Source organism: Sphingomonas sp. STIS6.2 (assembly GCF_000732685.2).
Lineage (GTDB): Bacteria > Pseudomonadota > Alphaproteobacteria > Sphingomonadales > Sphingomonadaceae > Sphingomonas > Sphingomonas aerolata.
The window spans coordinates 12429-32407 of sequence record NZ_JPDP02000052.1 but is presented as its reverse complement, the minus strand read 5'-3'; the positions used below and the strand labels follow the sequence as shown (position 1 = coordinate 32407).

The following is a 19979-nucleotide window of genomic DNA, read 5'->3' as shown; positions in this document are numbered from 1 at the left end:
TATGGCGAGTGATATCCCGGCGACCCCGCGCGAGGGCCGCCGCTACCGCGTGACGGCGCTCGTCATGCTGTTGCTGGTCTACACGTTCAACTTCGTCGACCGGCAGATCCTTGGCATCCTCGCGCCGACGATCAAGGCGGACCTGGCATTGACCGACACGCAATTGGGCTTGCTCGGCGGGCTGGCGTTTGCGTTGCTCTATTCGACGCTTGCGATCCCGCTGGCGTGGCTGGCCGACCGGACGAGCCGCACCTGGGTTATCACGCTCTCGCTCGCTGTGTGGAGCGCGTTCACTGCCCTGTGCGGTGTGGCCAGCAATTTTGCGCAGCTCTTCGCGTTCCGGATCGGCGTGGGGGTTGGCGAGGCGGGGGGCGTCGCGCCGTCCTATGCCGTGATCGCAGACACGTTCGCGCCCGACCGCCGTGCGCGCGCGCTGGCGGTCTATTCGCTCGGCATCCCGCTCGGGTCGGCAGCCGGCGTGATGCTCGGCGGCTATATAGCGACGTCGATCGACTGGCGGACCGCGTTCATCGTGGTCGGTGTCGCAGGGCTGGTGCTCGCGCCGGTGTTTCGGCTGTGCGTGCGCGAGCCGGTTCGTAGGTCCGATACGTGCGACCGCGAGCCCGTCCGCCGCGTGTTCGGCATTCTCGTGCGCAAGCCGAGCTTCTGGCTGCTCGCGTTCGGCGCCTCGGCGAGCTCGATGCTTGGCTATGGCCTGGCCTTCTGGCTGCCGTCGTTGATGCAGCGGAGCTTCGGGCTCGACCTGATCGAGACCGCGCAATTCTATGGCGGCGTGCTGTTGCTGGGGGGTGTTGCCGGCGTTCTGCTCGGCGGCGTGCTCGGCGACCGGCTGGGTGCGCGCGATCGGCGGATGTACGCGCGCGTCCCCGCGATCGCGTTCGTCATCGCGGTGCCGCTGTTTGCCGCAGGAATCCTGTCGTCCTCGGTGACGGCGGCGTTCGTCTTCTTCCTCGTGCCCCAGGCGCTCGCCTATGTCTGGCTCGCGCCCGTCATCACGGCGATCCAGCATCTGGTACCCGGGCATATGCGCGCCACCGCATCGGCGACGTTCCTGCTGATCAACAACCTCATCGGTCTTGGCGGCGGCAGTTTTGCGCTTGGCGCACTGTCGGACGGTCTCGTCGCGCATTATCGCGACGAAGCGCTGCGCTATGCGATGCTCATGGGGCTCGTGCTGTATCTGGTGGCCGCGTTGCTGATGTGGCTGGCGTCGACACCGCTCCGTCAGGACTGGGTCGATCAATCGACTTAAGACGCCAACACCGACAGCCGGATGGCGCCAGCCGGGACTGTCTGGGCGTGTGCTCGCGGAATGCGGATAGCGGATTGTGAAGCTTTGATAGCGTCCAGTCGCTTGGAACAGGCACGAGAACGGCGGTACCGCTCGACGCCTGCCGCGAGCTCCGCCACTTTCATGTTAGATTTATGCTTACGCGGCGCCCCGTTGATGTGATCCTCGGTGAATTCGGCCTTGCCGCATCGCTCCGCTCCGTCTGACGAGCTGATTACCAATGCCGTGGCGTCCGGGGATCAGGTCTGACGCACAGGCGGGGCCATATTAACACATCCGTATGATAATGGCCGCTATTCAGGTCGTTATGGGGTTTTCAACGGCGATTCCGCCTGCGCAGCGTTGGTGCATCGGGCTACTACCAATAGCGGCGGCTATCGTCACGTGGCGGTTCGTCGATCGCAGTGTCGCCGCCATAGCGTCCGTTGCAGTGTGTCTCGGTTTCGCAGCAATGGCGTATTCGATTGCCCAGCATTGCCGGGTGTCGCGACTGATCCGGCATTTGCAGAATCTCGCCGGGACGTCTCCGACGGTCTCGCGTGGTGAAAGGCTGGCACAGAGCGTAGCGACCATCGCGGATCGACTGCAGGCTGTCGAGCATCGCACCAGTCATCGCCACGCGATTACCGGCTTGCCGACCCGCGAGCCGTTGATCGAGCGGGTGATGGCGGACGGGCGCGGCGTACTCGGTATCATCGGATTCATGGACTTCGATCGGCTGTGCGCGTTTGACCCGGCGCTGGGCGAACGCCTGCTGCTGACGATCGTCGACCGGCTGACGCGGATGTTGCCCGAAGAACGACTGATTGCGCATGTCGATCGCGCCAGCGTCGCGATCTGGTTCGGCCCGGATGTCGTCGAGGAAGCCGCGCAGACCGAACTGGATGTGCTGCGATACGCGCTGGGCGACGTGGTGATCGACGGCGACCGGGAAATCCTGCCCGAAATTCGCGTGCGCCAGGCCAGGATGCCGGCCGAGGGTGTGAACGCGCAGGCGATGTTGTCCCGCACGTTGGCGTCACTGACAGTACAGCCCGGTGCCGTGGTCGCGGTCGCCAGCCCTGTCCTCGATCTCGCAGCCCTGGCCAGCGAGCGGTATGCCCTAGAACAGGACCTTCGCCAGGCGATCGCGCGCGGCGAACTGGAAATGCGATACCAGCCGTTGATCGACGCCGGGGAAGGTCGGGTGTCGGGCGCGGAGTCGCTGATCCGCTGGTTTCATCCCACCCTCGGGCAGGTCTCGCCGTCGCGGTTCGTGCCGGTGATGGAGGCGATGGGGCTGGCGCATGAAATCGGGATGTGGACCCTCAACGCCGCTGCGCGGGAGGCGCGGTCATGGCAGGCACAGGGCCTGGACGCCCTGCGGGTCGCGGTGAACGTGTCGGGGCATCAGCTCGACCGCGACGACATGGCGGCACTGGTCGCACGCACGCTTGCGCGGCATTCGCTGGGGGCGGCTGCGCTGGAGATCGAATTGACCGAGAGTGTCGCGATGAGCGACGGTACGCGCGCCACTCAGCTGTTCGACGCGTTGCGGGCGGCTGGCGTGCGGATCGCGATCGACGATTTCGGCACCGGCTATTCCAGCTTCAGCACGCTGCGCACGCTGGCGTTCGACAAGATCAAGATCGACCGCGAATTCGTGACGAACGTCGATACGCTGCGCGACAGCCAAGCGATCTGCCAGAGCATCGTCGCGCTGGGGCGCGGGCTCGGCATCCGCGTGCTCGCCGAAGGGGTCGAGCGACGCGCAGAATATGAGTGGCTGTTGCGTCACGGCTGCACGCATTTCCAGGGCTATTATTTCTCGCCACCGCTGAAGGGCGCGGAGTTCGTCGCGTTCGCACGCGATTCCGCCGGGCTCGCGAAGTTGCTGGCCATCGACCCGTACGCGATGCGGGACCGGATCACCGAAAGGCTTACCGCATGAGTTTCTCTCTTCGACAGGTCGCGCGGACCGGCGCGCTGGCGCTCGCGCTTGCGATTACCGCCTGTTCGCATGGGCCCAAGGCGGGACCGCAACCGGCGCCTGCGCCGCAGACGACGCCGGCGAGCGAGATCGACGCAATCCTGCTATTGCTCGATCAGGGCGATAGTGGCGCAGCGAAGAAGCGGATCAACGCCGCGTTGAAGCGCGATCCGATGAATCCTTCGGTCCAGGTGCTGCGCGACTCGATCGACCGCGATCCGAAGGATCTGCTGGGGCCGACGAATTTCACCTATACCACGCGGGACGGCGACACGATGTCGGGACTGGCGCAGCGGTTCCTGGGCAATCGTCTGAAGGCGTATCAGCTCGCACGCTATAACGACATCGCCAAGCCTGCTGATCTGGTGGCTGGCCGGACGCTCCGTATTCCAGGCGAGCCCCCGCGCATCGAGGCGCCCCGGCGATCCGAGCCGCGACCCGTGCCGGCCGCTCCCACCCGCATGAAGCCTGTCGCGCCCAAGCCGGCGCCGGCGACGAAGCCGACTGCACCCACGGTCAATCGGGTCGCCGCGCGTCAGGCGCGCGCGACGGGGCTGGCGGCGCTCAATTCGGGGAATGTCGTGCGCGCGGTCGGCCTCTTGCGCCGCGCCGCTGCGCTCGATCCCGGCAACCCGGTCATCGCGCGCGACCTGACGCGTGCCGAGCGCATCGCCGCCACCGTGAAGGCGCGCAAGTGATGGCCGAGATGCTGGGACGCTACCGGATCGACGGTCGGCTGGGCGAGGGCGCGATGGCGGACGTGTTCCGCGCGTTCGATCCGGGGATCGGGCGCACCGTGGCGATCAAGGTGCTAAAGCCGGAATATGGTCGCGACCCCGAACTGGGCGAGCGCTTCCTGCGCGAGGCGCGCGCCGCGGGCGCGCTGAACCATCCCAATATCGCGACCGTCTACGATGTGGGCGAGGCGGACGGTGTCGCCTATATCGCGATGGAGCTGATCGAGGGGCAGCCGCTCGACACGCTGCTGCTGGCGCAAGGGCGACTCCCGTGTGAACGCGTCCTGGCGTTGGGTCAGCAACTCGCCTCGGCGCTCGACTATGCACACAGGGCGGGCGTCGTGCACCGCGACGTGAAGCCATCGAACATCCTGCTGTCGGCGGACGGCCGCACCGCCAAGCTGCTCGATTTCGGCGTCGCGCGGATCGGCGATATCGACGTGTCGGGCACCGAAGGACGCCTTGCGCGCACGCAGGTCGGCCAGATGATCGGAACGCCGCGCTATATGAGCCCGGAACAGGCGCTCGGCATCCCCGTCGACCAGCGGTCGGACCTCTTCTCGCTGGGCGTGGTGCTGTACGAGATGGTGACCGGCAAGGTTGCATTTCCCGGCATGGGGCTGGCGACGCTGGCCATCCAGATCGCGCAGGAGCGTGTCGAGCCGATCGCGCGCTCCGCCGCGGACTGCCCGCCGGGCCTGCGTTTTGTGATCGACAAGCTGCTGGCGAAGAAGCCCGAGCAGCGGTTCGCCGACGGCCATGCGGTGTACGAGGCGCTGACCCGCGAGATCGCGGCGACCGCCGAGGCAGCACCCGGCCGCCGTGGTCTGCCGCTGAAGATCAAGCTCCCGCTGGCGCTCGTCACAGTAACCGCGATCGCGCTGGTCGCGAGCGTCTCGTCGATCCTGGGGCGGCAGCAACGCACGCTTGAGCATATGGCGATCGTGTCGGGTCGCTCGATCGCGGCGTTCGTCACCGGCAACACCGCGGTGCTGGCGGCCGATAATGCGGGCCTCGCGCCCGAGCAGCAGGACTGGACCGCGCTGCAGGCCTTCGTCGCCTCGGCCTCGCGCGATCAGGAGATTCGCGACATGGTGGTCGCCGATACCGGCGGGATCGTCCGCGCGGCAGACGACGCGAAGCTGATCGGCACGCGCTATCGCCGCACCTTTGGCGAAGCGGCGATCGGCAGCGGCGCCGGCGTGACCGCGGCACCCGACCGGGGCAAGGGCGCAGGACTGCGGTTCGTCCGGCCGATCCGCTATGCCGGGGCCGAGTTCGGCACGGTCGACCTGGTGCTGCGCCGGACCGCGCTGGACGCCGCGATCGACAATGCGCGGATGCTGCTGACGGTGCTGTCGCTGGTGATCATGGGTGTGGTGCTGGTGATCGGCTATCTGAGCGGCGCTATGGTGGCCCGGCCGCTCGCCCGACTGCGCAAGGCGCTGGACGAGGCGGCGAAGTCCGATTTCGCCCTGCGCATATCGCATCGCCGCCGCGACGAATTCGGCGCCGCGTTCGACGCGTTCAATCGCGCCGCCGCCGCAGTCGAGCCGCATCTGGCGGGGACCGGCGCGCAGGCCGACATCGCGATGCGCGCTACCCGCGTCGTGCCGTCCGCTCGTCTGGCCGCCTGAGGATCCGTTCGATGTACATGCTCCAGCTTTTCGACCGAGACGACATGGTCCAGCCGCTCGATGCGCGGCTGATCCGCGAGGGTCTGCTCCGCATCGGTCGTGATACCGAGGCGGACTGGCCGATCGCCGACCCCGATTGCGCGCTGTCGCGGGCGCATTGTGAACTGCGCGTCGACGGCGATGGGCTGACACTGCGGGCGCTCGGCGCGAATGGCGTATTCGATGCCGATACCGGGCAACGGTTTCCCGATGCGGTCGACGTGGTGCTGCCGGTGCCGAGCGCGCTGAGGCTCGGCCGATTCAAGATGGTCGCGACGCAGGCCCCGCATGGCGACCTGGAAGTCGATGGCGCGCTGACCATGGTGCTGACGCCGCCGCTGGGATCGTCGGTGGAGGTGCCGAGCGACTGGGCCGATGCCGGTGAGGCGCGACCGCCGGGCGATGGGTCGTTGCTGGAGGCATTCTGCGAGGGCGCCGGGCTGGACTGTTCGCTGCTCTCCGAAGAGGAGCCGACCGAGATCATGCGGCGGGCTGGTGCGGTGTATCGGCAGATGGTGCTGGGGATCGGCGACCTGATGGCCGAGCGCGACCATGCGCGCGGACGCTATCAATTGACGCGCACGACCATCAGCGGTGCGGACAATAATCCGTTCAAATGGGCGCCGACACAGCGGCTGGCGATCGACCTGCTGCTTGCGGGCTCCACCGGGTTCCTGTCGGGCCCGGCGGCGCTGAAGGCGTCGTTTCGTGACGTGAAGCGGCATCTGGTCGCCACGTTCGCAGGCCTGCAGGGGAGCCTGCGTGCGGCGATCGGCACGTTCGAGCCGGCATCTGTCGATGCGGCAATCGCGGACCGCGCGACGCTGCTGAAAAGTCGTGCGAGCCTGCAGATGGCAGAAGTCGCTGACCGTCATACCGACCTGACACGGCAGATCGTGGCATCCGCACCCGGCTCGCTCGATCGCGCCTTCGCCCTCGCCTATGATGCCGCGGATACGGCCATGGCCCGCGATCCCGCATGAAGATCGCCAGCCTGTTGCGACGCAAACCCCGAGGCGGTCCGTCGCTCGCTGAGGAAACCGTCTATGTGTCGCAAAACCGATCCCATGTCGGGCGGGTGCGCAGGGTCAACGAGGATCGGCTTCTCGATCGGGCAGACCGTGGGCTCTGGGCGGTCGTCGACGGCATGGGCGGCCATAGCGGCGGCGCCGCCGCCGCGGAAACGGTGGTCGATGTCTTGCAGGCACTGGCGGATGATCCGGCGCCGATCAACGCGGCAGCGGTGCGCGCCGCGGTGTCGCATGCCAATCGCGCGATCTACGATGTGCATGCGACCAGCGGCGCGACGATCGTGATTGCGTTGATCGAGGGCAGTGAGGCGACGATCTTCTGGGCGGGGGACAGTCGGGCCTATCTGATGCGCGGCGGCGGCGGCGGCGGGGCGGAGCAGCTGACCCACGATCACAGCGTCGTGCAGGAGATGATCGACGCGGGTGTCCTAACGGAAGCGGCGGCGGACCGTCATCCGCAAGCCAATGTCGTCACACGCGCGCTCGGCGTTGCGCCGGCCGTAGCGCTGGATAGCGTCACCACACTAGTCCAGCCGAACGATCGACTTCTGTTGTGCTCGGACGGCGTTTCACGATCGCTTGATCCGCGCGATTTCGCGACGATGCCCGCGGCGATCGGGGACATGGCGGACCGCATTCTTGAAAACGCACTGCAACGTGATGGCAGTGACAATGCAACGCTCGTCGTGATCGCAGCGCTATCGGGGCGAGACCTGTGCGTTCACCCGTAGCGGAACGCACGACCGCTGCTCTGTTGTTATGCAGCGTCATGCAGAACCGTGTACCATCTGCTAGCCTAGTATAAGAATACTAACGTTCCATATCGCGCTGCCGTCGAACGGCCGGCACGCATAGATGTCGGCCGATAACTCAAGCTCCGTCGATGACGGGAATTCAACGTGATGCAAGCCATTTGGTTTTTATGCATCGGGAATGACCGGGATGGCGGTTAGCGGGGCTGGCGGCGTTCCGTGCTGGAGCATAGCCAAGCGCTGGTGCCATTTATGGGGTATGACATCCTCGCAAACGGCAGAGATGCCAAATCGCCGCCGCATTGATCCCGACCGCTGCAAGCGCGATTATTGGCAGGCTTAGACTGCATTCGTGGTCTTTAGGGCAGGTATGCCCCATCTCTGTCAAGTATTCACCCTTAAGCGCGTCAGGTTTAGTCATCGCGGCAGGCAGCCAGATCACGACTGTCGGCGTAACGGCCGGTCTTGCGCAGCTTCGTATCTGTGTCATCTCGCTCCTATCGCGAATGTCCGCTTGAGGGAGGAGGCGCCGGATAAGACCGCTATCGGGCGACTGTGGAAGGGCCGCATCGTGACGTCCGGTGTCAGGGGTGGCCTAACTGGCGCCGTGACCTAAAAGAGCCCGATGGCTGGCCTGTTCAATCGTCTCTTACCGTCCAAACGCTGGACGCCGTCGCGGTATCGGGCGTTGCTGCGCGCGCGCGGGCCGCGATCGACACAGTTCCGGACGCGGGGGGCGATCCTTGCGGGGGCGATCCTGATCGGGATCGTCGCGACGCTGTTTGCCGAGGCGGCCGATTGGGCGGGCGAGGTTTTCAGCAATTTTGCAAAGACCTGGCATTGGTTGCCGCTGGTCACGACGCCGCTGACGTTCATGGGGCTGGTCTGGCTGACCCGTCGCTATGCGCCGTTCGCGCGGGGCTCCGGGATTCCCCAGGTCATCGCGGCGCAGGCCAATCCGAATGATGCGACCGGCACGTTGATCTCGATCCGGACGGTGGCAGCCAAGGCGGTGCTGACGATCGGCGCGGTACTGGGTGGCGCATCGGTCGGCCGCGAAGGCCCGACCGTCCAGCTGGCGGCAGCCGTCATGGGATTTACGCATCGTCTCGTCCGCGTGCCGTTGCGGGGCGGAGTCCTCATCGCCGGTGGTGCCGCAGGCGTTGCGGCGGCGTTCAACACGCCGCTCGCCGGGCTGCTGTTCGCGATCGAGGAACTCGCGTCCGCCTATGAGCAGAGGGTGACGCTGCTCGTCCTTGCCGCGATCGTGATCGCCGGGATGGTCGCGCAGTCGGTGCAGGGCGACTATATCTATTTCGGCGCGATCGGTGCGCATATGCCGCTGCTGTCCGCGCTGATCGTCGCGCCGGTCGCAGGGATCGCGGGTGGCATGACCGGCGGGCTGTTCTCGCGCATTCTCCTGGCGATGGCGGTCAGCCGCAACCGCGTGACGGGATGGACGCGCGCGCATCCCGTCGCGTTCGCCGGTGTCTGCGGGGGCGTCGTTGCGGTACTCGGCGTCGTGACCGGGCTGACATGGGGAACCGGCTATGCCCCGGCGCGCGCGATGATCGTCGGCGTGGATGCGCCGCTCTGGTTCGGGCCGGCCAAGCTGGTCGCCACCGCCGCGACGGCGATCGCGGGCCTGCCGGGCGGGATCTTTGCGCCGTCGCTCGCCGTCGGCGCTGGCGTCGGCAATCTGCTGCGCGAGATCTTCCCCGGCGAGCCCGCCAGCGCGATCGTGATCCTCGGCATGGTCGCCTATTTCGCGGGCGTCGTCCGAGCGCCGCTCACCGCGGTCATCATCCTGTCGGAGACGACCGCTAGCCGCGGCCTGATGCTGCCGATGTTCGCGACCGCGTTCATCGCCGATGCGGCCAGCCAGTGGGTATGCCGCGAGAAGCTGTACCATGGTCTATCGAAGACCTTCGCCATGACGGAGACGACCCGATCCACCTGAACCCTGCAAAATTCGCAACGCTCCCCCGGGCGTGGATGGCCAAGGCCACCGAAAGCGTCGACCATGACGGCATCCTGCGACAGATTGCCGAGGAAGCGGGGTGGTCGGGACGCTACGCCTTCCTGATCGTCATTTCGGCCGCGATCTCGTTGCTCGGGCTGCTGATGCCCTCGGTCGCGGTGCTGATCGGCGCCATGCTGCTGTCGCCGCTGATGATGCCGATCATCGGGCTGGGCTTCGGCATCGCGACGCTCGACTTCCACGAGATACGCCGCGCGGCGACCGCGTTGATGCTGGGGGCGGCCATCGCGGTGGCGCTGTCGGTCGTGCTGATCCTGCTCTCCCCCGTCCAGACGATCACGAGCGAGATCGCCGGGCGGACGCAGCCGACGCTGTTCGACCTGCTCGTCGCCCTGCTGTCGGCCATCGCAGGCGGCTATGCGCTGATCCGGGGGCGCGGGGGTACGGTCGTCGGCGTGGCGATCGCCATCGCCCTGATGCCGCCGCTGGTGGTGGTCGGGTTCGGCATCGCGACGTGGAACTGGGTGGTCTTTTCTGGCGCGCTGTTGTTGTTCCTCACCAATGCCATCACCATCGCGCTGACCGCCGCACTCGTCGCGCGCTGTTACGGGTTCGGCAGCCACCTGTCGCCGCACCATACCGGGTGGCAGCTCGTGCTGTTCGCGGTCGCGATCGGAGTCCTGTCCATTCCCCTTGGTGCCGGTCTGCGTCGCATTGCGTTCGAGGCGGTCGCCCAGCGGCAGGTACGCGATGCACTGGGCGAGGACTTTCCGCCCGGCGCGCGGCTGAGCCAGGTCGAGATCGACCATGGCGCGAACCCGGTCCGCGTTCGTGCGGTCATGCTGACGCCGAGGATCGAACCGGGGGCGGATCGCAAGCTCGCTGCGGACCTTCGCCAACGATTGTCGCGGCCGGTCGATGTCCATGTCGACCAGGTCCGCATCTCGCCCGAGACCGGCGCGGTCGAGGCGGCGCAGATCGCGCGGGCGGGCAATGGCGATGCGCTGCGCGTCGCACGCGAGCGCGATCGGGCGATCGCGGACGTTGCGCTGATCGCTGGCATTCCCGTTTCATCGGTGCAGCTGGATTCGGCGGCGCGAACGATCCGCGCGACGGCGGCGCCCCTGACGGGGCTTGGCATTGCGGGCTATCGCGATCTGGAACGTCGTGCGGACGCGGTGGTCGCCGATTGGCATGTCAGTCTCAATCCGCCGAACGATGTCGTCTTGCCGGACGTCGGTATCAAATCCGGCGTCATCGACGATCAGGCGCTCGGCGACGCAGCCTGGGTATCCGCCCGGTTCGCGCGGGCGGTCGACGTGCTGGGCGGGACCCTGCGTCAGCGCACAGCGATAGCACAGGGTATCGTCGCGCGAGGGGGCAGGGCAGCCCCCGGGCGTGCGGGCGGTCGCCTGCGCCTGATATGGTCGGTCGACACGGACCCGTCTCCGGCGGAAACAGGCGAGCGCGGGGCATAGCCGCTCCGGCTGGAAAGATTGCACGGATGTAATGTTCAAAACAGGCTGCGCCCATCATCCGGGTCCAGAAAGAAGCATCTGCTTCAAACTGAACATGGACATGGATCGTGATATTCAAGCGTCGCCTGACTGTACGTCCAATGATCGCTGCCGTCACGCTTGGCACAACCGCGCTCGTCGGTGTCGCGGGCGGCGCGATTGCTGCGGACGATGGTCGCGTGAATATCGCCGACCGGTTCATTGCATCCGGTCCTGCTGCCGTCGCGTCGACGGGTGTGCACGCCTCTTTGTCGGATATGGTCGAGGCCGTAGGACCGAGCGTCGTTCAGATCCAGGTCAAGCCCGCGGCTCTTCAGGCGTTGCAATTCGAACCGACACAGTTCGGCTCAGACGATAGCGAACTGGCGGATCGTCTGGGGCAGCTGTTCGGCTTTGGCATGCAGGATCGCCGAGGGCAATTCGAAGCGCCGCAGCAGCAGCAAGGCCCGCAGCGCGGATCGCTCGGCTCGGGGTTCATCGTCGATGCCTCCGGGATCGTCATCACGAACAACCATGTCGTCAACGGCGCCGACCGCGTCACCGTCCAGATGTCGGACGGACGGGAGTTTTCCGGTCGCGTCCTGGGCCGCGATCCCAAGATTGATGTCGCCGTGGTGAAGATCGACGGGAAGGGCAAATTCACCCCGATCAAATGGGGTGACAGCGGTCATATCCGGGTAGGCGATAGCGTGTTTGCGGTCGGCAGTCCCTTCGGCCTCGGCAATACCGTGACGTCCGGCATCGTGTCTGCCCGCGGCCGTGAGATCGGGGCCGGGCCGTATGACGATTTCCTCCAGGTCGACGCTGCGATCAACAGCGGCAACTCGGGCGGGCCCTTGTTCGATGGTGCAGGCCGGGTGGTCGGTGTGAACACTGCGATCTTCTCGCCGACGGGCGGTAACGTGGGCATCGGCTTTGCGATACCTGCCGCAATAGCGCGCAAGGTCGCGCTTCAGATTGCGCAAAACGGCCACGTGTCGCGGGGGCGGATCGGCGTTTCCTTGCAGGACATGTCACCGGACATCGCGCGTGCGATGGGCTCGGACGTCACCAAGGGCGCGCTTATCGCCGAAGTCGAAGATGGCGGGGCCGCTGCCCGATCCGGCCTGCAGCGCGGCGACGTCGTTCGACGCTTCGGATCCAGGCCGGTAGATAACGGGCGCGACCTTGCCCGAGCCGTAGCAGAGGCTCGGATCGGTTCGATCGTCCCGACGCAGGTGGTGCGTAACGGCCGTCAGGTCTCCCTGAACCTGCGCATCGCCAGCGAAACGTCGGGCCAGTCCTGAGCGTGTGGAACCGGGGGGCGGTATACGCGTCCGCTCCCTGAACACCTGAAAAGGATTATCGCGCGCTTGAAGCTGCTCCTGATCGAAGACGATGCACAAACCGCTGAGTATGTCCGCCGCGGGCTGGTGGAACTCGGACATGCGTCGGATCATGCCGCCACCGGTATCGACGGTCTCACTGCGGCTATCGTCGGCAAATACGATGCGATCATTCTGGACCGGAACCTGCCCGGGCTCGACGGACTTTCGGTGCTGAAGTCGCTGCGCGCAAAGGGTGACCAGACGCCGGTGCTGCTTCTGTCTGCGCTGGGGCAGGTGGACGACAGGATCGCAGGGCTTCAGGCCGGCAGCGACGATTACCTCGCCAAGCCTTTTTCGTTCGGCGAACTCGTTGCCCGTCTGGAGGCGATCGTGCGGCGGCGCAGCGATACGCACGCCACGCAAGGTACCCGGCAGACGGGCTCGTTGACGCTCGACCTGCTCGGCCGCACGGCCATGCGCAACGGCAGACGTATCGAACTGCTCAACAAGGAGTATCAGCTGCTCGACTATCTGACCCGCCATGCCGGGCAGGTGGTGACGCGTACGATGCTGATCGAGGCGATCTGGGATTATAACTTCGATCCGGGGACGAATGTCGTCGATGTCCATGTCAGTCGTCTGCGTGCCAAGATCGACGGTCCGGAGGATGTCCAGATGATCAGAACGGTGCGCGGCTCCGGCTATCGACTGGATGCTGTCTGACGATGCGCTTGCCCTCAACGGCCGCATTGCGCGGCGCGCTCTGGATCACGCTGATCGCACTCATCGCAACGGGGATCGCCCTGAGCGTTCAATATGTCCAGACGATACGCCTGCTCGACGCGCGTGCCCAGGCGGCAGTCGACGACGAGACGGCAGGCCTTATCGAGCGCTATCAGAGTGAGGGGCCATTTGCCGTCGCGCAGTCGGTGTCGCGTGCGGTCGGGCGCCCGCGCGTCACCGACTTCATCTATCTGATGACGGACGCTTCGGGACAGCCGGTTGCGGGCAATCTCGCCAAATGGCCTGACGAGATCGACCGCACCGGGTATCGTACCTTCGAGACCCAGGTCGCGACGACACGCGGCAGGGTGTTCGAACGACAGGTCGCAGCGCGCACGGTGCTTCTCGGCAACGACTATCGACTACTGGTCGGCAGCCTCTCGGACGATCGCCGCCTGCTGCACGACCGCTATGTATCGGCACTGGCCTGGTCACTGACCGCCACCGGAGTGATCGGCCTGCTTTTCGGCTTCTGGTACAGCCGGCGCGGGCTTGCCTTTCTCGATGCCGCCAGCACCGCCGACGATCGTTTCCGGGCGGGACATCTTGACGAACGCTTGCCCGTGACGGGGCGCGGCGACGAATATGACCGGCTTGCAGCGACGCTGAACCATGGCTTCGCGGAAATCGAACGCCTGGTAGATTCGCTGCGAACCGCGACGGATGCGCTTGCTCATGACCTGAAGACGCCGCTGACGCGGATCCGGTCTCGGCTCGAGCTTGCTGCACTGGGCGGGGGTCATAGTGACGCGACATTGGATATGCGCAGCGATCTCGACGCCCTGCTTCGCACGATCGACGATACGCTAACACTGGCCCGTGCCGAGACGACGATGGCCAGCGAGTTTGGTCCTGTCGATCTGGCCGCAATCGTCATCGAGGCCGTGGAGCTTTTCGAGCCCGTGGCAGATGATCGTGGACTGGATCTGACGGTCGAAACGACGCCGGTGACCATAAGGGGCGTTCGTTCGCTGTTGGGGCAGATCGTCGCCAATCTGCTCGACAACGCGATCAAATATACGCCGCCCGGCGGGTCGATCCGCGTGACGCTTGGGCATGAGATCGATGAGTTCACGCTCGTCGTGGCAGATACGGGACCGGGTATACCGGCTGACCAGCGCGAGCATGTCGTGACCCGCTTCGTTCGGCTCGACACGAGCCGGCATTCCGAAGGTTCTGGCCTTGGTCTCAGCATCGCACAGGTCGCGGCCCGCGTTCATGGCGCATCGCTGATATTAACCGACAACGCGCCGGGTCTTCGTGCGGCGGTACACTTCCCGAAGACATAGGAAATCGTCAGTTGAGACGCCGTCACACATGACAGCTTCATGAAATTATCGCGAGCCAGGACCCAAAACATCTGAGTGATGTTGGTGGCTCAAGGTCGGCGCCGGGTCGTCCTCATGATAGGGGCTCCCTGGTGGATCAAACCGCTTTCCTGATCGGCTTCAGCGTGATGTCGGTCGCGTCGCTGGCCATATATGCGACGGGTAAGAAGACGCAGCCGTCGGGCCATCATACGCTCCTGCACGCCAGCGTGCCGTTCATCGCGGCGACCGCGTATCTCGCAATGGCCTTTGGCATCGGCACGCTCATCAACGGCGACGGTTCGCTGACATATCTGGCACGCTACGTGGATTGGTCGGTGACGACGCCGATCCTGTTGTCGGGTCTCGTGCTGCTGGCTTTTCACGAGCATGGTAAGACGGGTGAGGTTGGTGGGTATCTAACCTCGGTCATCGTGCTCGATGTCCTGATGATCGTCACGGGGCTGATATCGTCGCTTGCCGCACCATCGATGGCGAAATGGATCTGGTACGGATGGTCCTGCGTCGCGTTTCTGGGCGTCCTGTATCTTCTATGGGGTCCATTGCGGTCACTGGCGCTCAACCGTGGTGCTGCCTTGGGAACGGCCTATGGCAAGAACCTCACCTTCCTGACCGTCATCTGGTTCCTCTATCCGATCGTCTTCCTGATCGGACCGGAAGGCCTGAAACTGATCACTGATCCTGCATCGGTCTGGGCGTTCCTGATCATGGATGTGATCGCCAAGGTCGTCTACGCATTCTACGCGGCAGCCAACCTCGACAAGGCGTTGGCGCACGATCACGGCGAACGCGGCCACCGGGCATGACACGGCGCGCCCCGGCCCTTGGCTGGGGCTTCCTTCTGGCGGGGGCTTTGGTCGCCTCGTTTTGCGTGCTCACCGTACAGCTCGCGTTCGCAGCCCTTGCTGTCGGGGTCGTCGGCATGGCGCACGGTGCAAGTGATCTCGCTATCGTCGAGCATCGGCGGCGCCCGGCATTCCTGATGCTGTACGTATCTGCACTGTTTGTCTGTCTTATGTGGTGGATCGTCGATTCTGCGATCGCACTCCCTGCATTCCTGCTGGCGTCGGCAGTCCATTTTGGTCTTGAGGATGCCCCCGCGAGCAGGCCGTTCGAAAGGATTGCCCGCGGCATAAGCCTGGTCGCAACGCCTGCGACGCTGCACGCGGCAAGCCTCACCCGAATTCTCGATCTTGCCGGAGTTCGAGAGTCCGGTGCGCCGGCCATGGTCAGCATTTTGGCAATTGCGGGTGGCGTAGCAGCCGCCTGCCTGGTGATCATCGGCGCGGCGCGCCATGATCGACGTCTTCTGGTCGGAACGACCGCGCTTCTCATTCTGCCCCCGCTCGTCGGGTTCTCGGTTGGGTTTCTGGTGCTGCACGCCATGCCGCAGACGAAAGAGCGTCGAGATCGGTTACAGTGCGTGACGACAATTGCGTATCTCCGCGCCACGGGACCAATCCTCGTCCTGGCTGTGCTGCTGGTCGGAATCATGGGCGGAGTGCTGCTGCGGTGGGACCCCTCGGGCGTGCGTTCACTCTTTGCCGGCGTCGCGGCACTGGCGATGCCGCATCTGCTGGTGACGCCGTATTTCGACAGGGTTACGCGGCGATCCGGGTCGATGGGGCTGCCTCGTGCCCACAGGGACGTGGTGCGTGCTCATGTCCTTGAATGACGTCAGGCTGTCGGCAGAGGCTTTGGGTGTAGTCGAACCAGATGGCAGCATGCCGCCTGATCGTGGCTCAGGCGGGCCAGTGCCTGTGATAGGCTTCGTTGAATGCCGTCAGGTCGTCGGGATCTTCCATGGTCGTCGCCACCCGCTTCGCGTGGCGGTTGGCCCAGTGCTCGATTTCCCGACGCGCAGCCGGCAGGCTTGCGTGCATCGCTGCAAGCGTAGCCGTCAGTCGCAACGACACCTCGACCTCTGCAATCCCTTCGCGCAGGATCGGGCCGAAGGCATCGCCGAGCATATCCTCCATGGTTGGCTGGCCGATGTGAACCCGTGGGGAGTCCGGCTCCTTATCGACACGCGCCGCGCCGGGGCTCAGCGTCAGGAATACGCGAAGTAGGGCATTGAGAACCTCGATCCCCGTTCCTGGATCATTGGTCGCCGGTGCGAGCGCCCGGCTGGCAATTTCGGACAGCGCGATCAGCCCCAGTCGAGGATCCTGGTCGAACGAGCGATGCCGTTCGATGGTGAACGTCTTGATCAGTTCGCTCTGGATGCCGTCGTCGATCTTTCCCGAGACCTGCAGAAGCGTACGCGCGGGATGCATCATCGCGCCAGGCAGGACATCGACATACACCGTCAGGTCATTGCGGTCCGCGATCGTGCCAAGTGCGGTGATGTCGATATGCGTGACATATCCGGTCTGCACCGCGGTGACTGTGACGGCATCGGCGGGGATGGCGACAGCCGCACGGCCGCCAAGATGAGGGTGTGCAGCAAAATTCTCCATTGCCTGGGTCGCGGCCTCCTCTACGCGGTCGATCACATCGGCCATCCGTCCAAACGCCGTGATATGCCCGATCCAGCGCAGCAGCGTGCCGACCACCAGCAGGATGATCAGCACGGTCGCTGCGAACAGGATGATCCGGCCGTCATGGCCATAGGCGCTGGTGTTCAGGCCAACGATCCCGACCATCGAGAAGACGAAGGCGCCGAGGAAGGTCGACAACGCGTTCTGCGACGTCGGATCGCTGACCATCAGCTGGGTCGCACGCGGCGTCGCGAGTTGCGTTGCGGAGGAGTAGGCACTGACCATTGCGGTCAACGAAAAGGTCGTGACCGCCAGCATGCTCGAGGCCATGATCTGAAGGATCGTGCCGACAGATTGCTGCCCGATATCGGCATCGAACGTGTACGGCAGATACGGCGTGACGAAAGCGGCGAGGATCGCCAGCGCGACGCTGAGCAGGCTGATGATCGCTGCCCGGAACCAGACCTGCCGGACGATCCGGCTCAAAATCCATGTCCATTGCGTCATTTAGCGCTCCTTCAGCTGGCTGGTAGCCGAATAGCCACGACGACAACAGCGCGGTGATCCGGCGGCTCCGCTCGAACTGTCCGCAGATCATCTGTGCGAAGCAAACAAGCCCCGCCTCGATCACATTCAGCGACTGGCGCCGGGAAGATCTTACCTCGTGACGGGGCGCCGGAGCGTGACCTCCTACTCAGCGCAGCTGTGTCGGATCGATCACGACGTGACGGATTTTGGTACGGTTATGCGTGTAGGTGACGTGGACCAGTCCATCGCGCGTCTGGATCACCGCCGGATAGGCATAGCCGTCGGGTAGCGGCTTGCTCTCGAGTGTCAAAGCGTTGTGCCACCGCACGCCGTCGTCGGACAAACCGATGTTGAGCGGCCAGCGTGCGCCATCGCCCGGCCGCTCGGGCAGATGCGCGCTGTGATTGTAGACGATCAACTGGCGCCCATCGCGCAGCGTCACCGCATCGGTTCCCGCATTGGGATTGGGCAGGTCGATCGCCGCTATTGGGGACCAGTGGCGCCCGGCGTCGCGTGACCAGCTCATCGCAAGCGCACCCTGCCGCGTCCGCGCCACCAGCTCCAGCCGGCCATCGGGGTGAAACAGGATGCTCGGCTGGATCGCCTCGATGTGCATCGGTGAGGCCACCGCGTCGCCGACCTGCCAGCTTCTCCCGCGATCGGTGCTCCGCTCGATCCGGATCGACCAGATATTGGCCTCTGCGCTGCCTTCCTCGCGGCTCGACGGCGACACCCAGCTGCCGTCGGGCGCAACGACGGGCTTGTTCTTGACCGGTCCTAACACGCCATCCGGCAGGCGCTGCGGCTGGCTCCAATGTCGTCCGCCATCCGTGGAGCGGATGACCATGCCCCACCACGCCCGCGGATTCGGCCCGACCTTGTAGAAGAGATGCAGGGCACCGTCCGCAGGCTGAAACAGCACCGGGTTCCAGGTCGGAAATCGCTGACCGTCCGCGGACACTCCATCAGCGACCGCAACCGGGGTCTCCCATCGCGTCGCGCCGCGTCGTGCGAACCAGATACGGACGTCAGGCTGGCTTTCGCCGGAACCGCCGAACCAGGCTGCGGCCAGCGTCCGGTCAGGCAGTTCGACGATCGTCGAGGCATGCGCCTGCGGGTAGGGCGCATCGGTATATATGAATTCCGACGATATGATCGGCGACCGAAGCGGGGCCGCAGCAGCCGACGGGGCATGGCCGAACCGGGCTTGCGCCGCGGCGCTGACCGCGAGTGCGATTGCCGCGACCTTCACCATCTGCGCCAGAAATGCCCTGAACTTCATCGCTGTACCCCAACAACGTTGCGGGTACGCGCAGACCCGTGTTGCGCGAGCCGGATAGCATGGGGTTTCCAACCGAGCCAATGGCGGCTGATGTGCGCGATGGTCCGTGTTCGTGGTCTGCCTGACCGTTCGATTTGGGAGCGCACCGCCCGCGCCATAGTCTAGAAGCGGCGTGGTTCGTGTCCGATCAGGTCGCACGTGCCCCGAAAGCCATAATCACTCATGCCCGTGACCGTGATGCGGCCGCTGCGCCGATCGATCACGAGCCGTGGCTTGTTCAAGCCGTTCAGGCGGTAACTCGCGCGGACCGTATCTGGGCTGACCGACACGTCGGACAAATCCCACCATCCCTGATTGCCACGGGAATTGATCGGCGGGATCAGCGACTTGGGTAGCCGGATACGTCCACCACCTGCCCAGGTCTGTACCATGAGCGAGGCGTCGAAGACCTCCTTCCTGGTTTCGGTGTACGTGCCGGACTCATAGCGGTCACGATCACGGTTCCAGTTCCAGGTCGTCCCGCTCGCAAAGCCGGTTTTCGATCCGTCCCCAAAACACACGAGCCCGAGTTCGACGTTTCTGCCGTCAACAACAGGTCCTCCCGAAGGATATCGATCCTGACCGCCGCCGGGGCCCGCTGGCGCGCGTCCATAGGCCAGATCGGGGTCATAGTCGGGACGCGGTCGTGGCGCAGCCTGACCACCATGGCCAAGGTCGGGGCGGAGGTTCGCGGGCTTCCTGCAATCGGGGGAGGTGGTCGGCTGGATGGAATTGTAGCGGCCTTCCATCGTCGCAATGCTCACGCACTGGCGGCGATCGGCGTTCCACCAATAGGTATAGACGCGATCGTCGCCTTGCTCACCCCGGATGTTGACGTAGCCGCGTCGTTGCAATTCCATCTCGGCCTGACCTGCACGGGCGCCTACCATGTCCTCGAGACCCGTGGATTGCGCGTGGGCAATCGTGGGAAATGCCAAGCCCATGACAAGGGCGGTCATAGTCGTGGACAGGCCAGACGGACAACGCATCGCGATTCTCCCGCTCGTTCGAAATCACCTCATCATCAGTTGAACGATTGTATAAAAAGGAGGCGACGGCGTCCATCGCTGTCAACGGCGTTCGGCCCCCTACTGCCGATGCGAATTGCGGAGCGAGAATGCTCGCTTGGACCAAAGAGCCGCTTGGTCGGTGCTGGTCTTCATCACATACGGCAGGGCCCGCGATAGTGCGTCTTCGGCAAGCACTAGGGGGCTGACTCTAGCACAAGGCAAGCCGTTGCGATCGACGTCCAGATCG

Annotated in this window: 16 protein-coding genes; 13 read left to right on the top strand and 3 right to left on the bottom strand. The window is 65.1% G+C overall.

Going from position 1 to position 19979, the window contains the following annotated elements:
• Position 1 precedes the first annotated feature (1 nt).
• The 13 genes from sphst_RS10010 to sphst_RS09950 all read left to right on the top strand — a co-directional run bounded on the left by sphst_RS10010 (position 2) and on the right by sphst_RS09950 (position 16068).
• Positions 2-1273 carry a spinster family MFS transporter gene (locus tag sphst_RS10010; RefSeq protein ID WP_031395745.1) on the top strand — a complete coding sequence of 424 codons (1272 nt, stop codon included), beginning with the start codon at positions 2-4 and terminating at the stop codon, positions 1271-1273.
• A gap of 520 nt (positions 1274-1793) precedes the next feature.
• Entirely contained in the window at positions 1794-3242 is a 1449-nt protein-coding gene (locus sphst_RS10005) for a putative bifunctional diguanylate cyclase/phosphodiesterase (RefSeq protein ID WP_234387559.1), read from the top strand.
• Positions 3239-3979, top strand: coding sequence for a LysM peptidoglycan-binding domain-containing protein (locus tag sphst_RS10000; protein ID WP_056407306.1), 741 nt, complete (start codon positions 3239-3241; stop codon positions 3977-3979). The genes sphst_RS10005 and sphst_RS10000 overlap by 4 nt, the downstream gene beginning before the upstream one ends.
• On the top strand, positions 3979-5655 hold the full coding sequence (locus sphst_RS09995) for a serine/threonine-protein kinase (RefSeq protein WP_234387558.1): 1677 nt from the start codon (positions 3979-3981) through the stop codon (positions 5653-5655). Before sphst_RS10000 ends, sphst_RS09995 begins: the two co-directional genes overlap by 1 nt.
• 11 nt (positions 5656-5666) lie before the next feature.
• On the top strand, positions 5667-6677 hold the full coding sequence (locus sphst_RS09990) for a type VI secretion system-associated FHA domain protein (RefSeq protein ID WP_031394286.1): 1011 nt from the start codon (positions 5667-5669) through the stop codon (positions 6675-6677).
• A complete protein-coding gene (locus sphst_RS09985) occupies positions 6674-7456 on the top strand; it encodes a PP2C family protein-serine/threonine phosphatase (RefSeq protein ID WP_107045470.1) in 783 nt (260 codons plus the stop codon). The genes sphst_RS09990 and sphst_RS09985 overlap by 4 nt, the downstream gene beginning before the upstream one ends.
• Positions 7457-8102: 646 nt before the next feature.
• Entirely contained in the window at positions 8103-9437 is a 1335-nt protein-coding gene (locus sphst_RS09980) for a chloride channel protein (RefSeq protein ID WP_031393631.1), read from the top strand.
• 35 nt (positions 9438-9472) lie between these two features.
• Complete coding sequence (locus sphst_RS09975; protein ID WP_051916307.1) at positions 9473-10936, top strand: DUF389 domain-containing protein; 1464 nt, start codon at positions 9473-9475, stop codon at positions 10934-10936.
• 140 nt (positions 10937-11076) lie between these two features.
• Positions 11077-12261: a trypsin-like peptidase domain-containing protein gene (locus sphst_RS09970; RefSeq protein WP_051916306.1), complete on the top strand. Its 1185-nt coding sequence runs from the start codon at positions 11077-11079 to the stop codon at positions 12259-12261.
• 66 nt (positions 12262-12327) lie between these two features.
• Complete coding sequence (locus tag sphst_RS09965; protein ID WP_031393628.1) at positions 12328-13005, top strand: winged helix-turn-helix domain-containing protein; 678 nt, start codon at positions 12328-12330, stop codon at positions 13003-13005.
• 2 nt (positions 13006-13007) lie between these two features.
• On the top strand, positions 13008-14354 hold the full coding sequence (locus sphst_RS09960) for a sensor histidine kinase (protein WP_031393627.1): 1347 nt from the start codon (positions 13008-13010) through the stop codon (positions 14352-14354).
• 131 nt (positions 14355-14485) lie between these two features.
• Complete coding sequence (locus tag sphst_RS09955) at positions 14486-15199, top strand: bacteriorhodopsin (RefSeq protein WP_031393626.1); 714 nt, start codon at positions 14486-14488, stop codon at positions 15197-15199.
• The gene (locus tag sphst_RS09950) at positions 15196-16068 is read left to right on the top strand and encodes a Brp/Blh family beta-carotene 15,15'-dioxygenase (protein WP_051916305.1); all 873 of its coding nucleotides are present in this window, start codon (positions 15196-15198) and stop codon (positions 16066-16068) included. Before sphst_RS09955 ends, sphst_RS09950 begins: the two co-directional genes overlap by 4 nt.
• Before the next feature lie 67 nt (positions 16069-16135).
• On the opposite strand, the gene sphst_RS09945 is transcribed toward sphst_RS09950, so the two are convergent.
• The 3 genes from sphst_RS09945 to sphst_RS09935 all read right to left on the bottom strand — a co-directional run bounded on the left by sphst_RS09945 (position 16136) and on the right by sphst_RS09935 (position 19681).
• Positions 16136-17380 (bottom strand): DUF2254 domain-containing protein, encoded by a 1245-nt coding sequence (locus tag sphst_RS09945; protein WP_051916304.1) that lies wholly within the window; start codon positions 17378-17380, stop codon positions 16136-16138.
• A 187-nt stretch (positions 17381-17567) separates the two neighbouring features.
• Positions 17568-18683 carry a sialidase family protein gene (locus tag sphst_RS09940; RefSeq protein ID WP_234387557.1) on the bottom strand — a complete coding sequence of 372 codons (1116 nt, stop codon included), beginning with the start codon at positions 18681-18683 and terminating at the stop codon, positions 17568-17570.
• 161 nt (positions 18684-18844) lie between these two features.
• Complete coding sequence (locus sphst_RS09935; protein WP_031393622.1) at positions 18845-19681, bottom strand: hypothetical protein; 837 nt, start codon at positions 19679-19681, stop codon at positions 18845-18847.
• Positions 19682-19979: the final 298 nt, after the last annotated feature.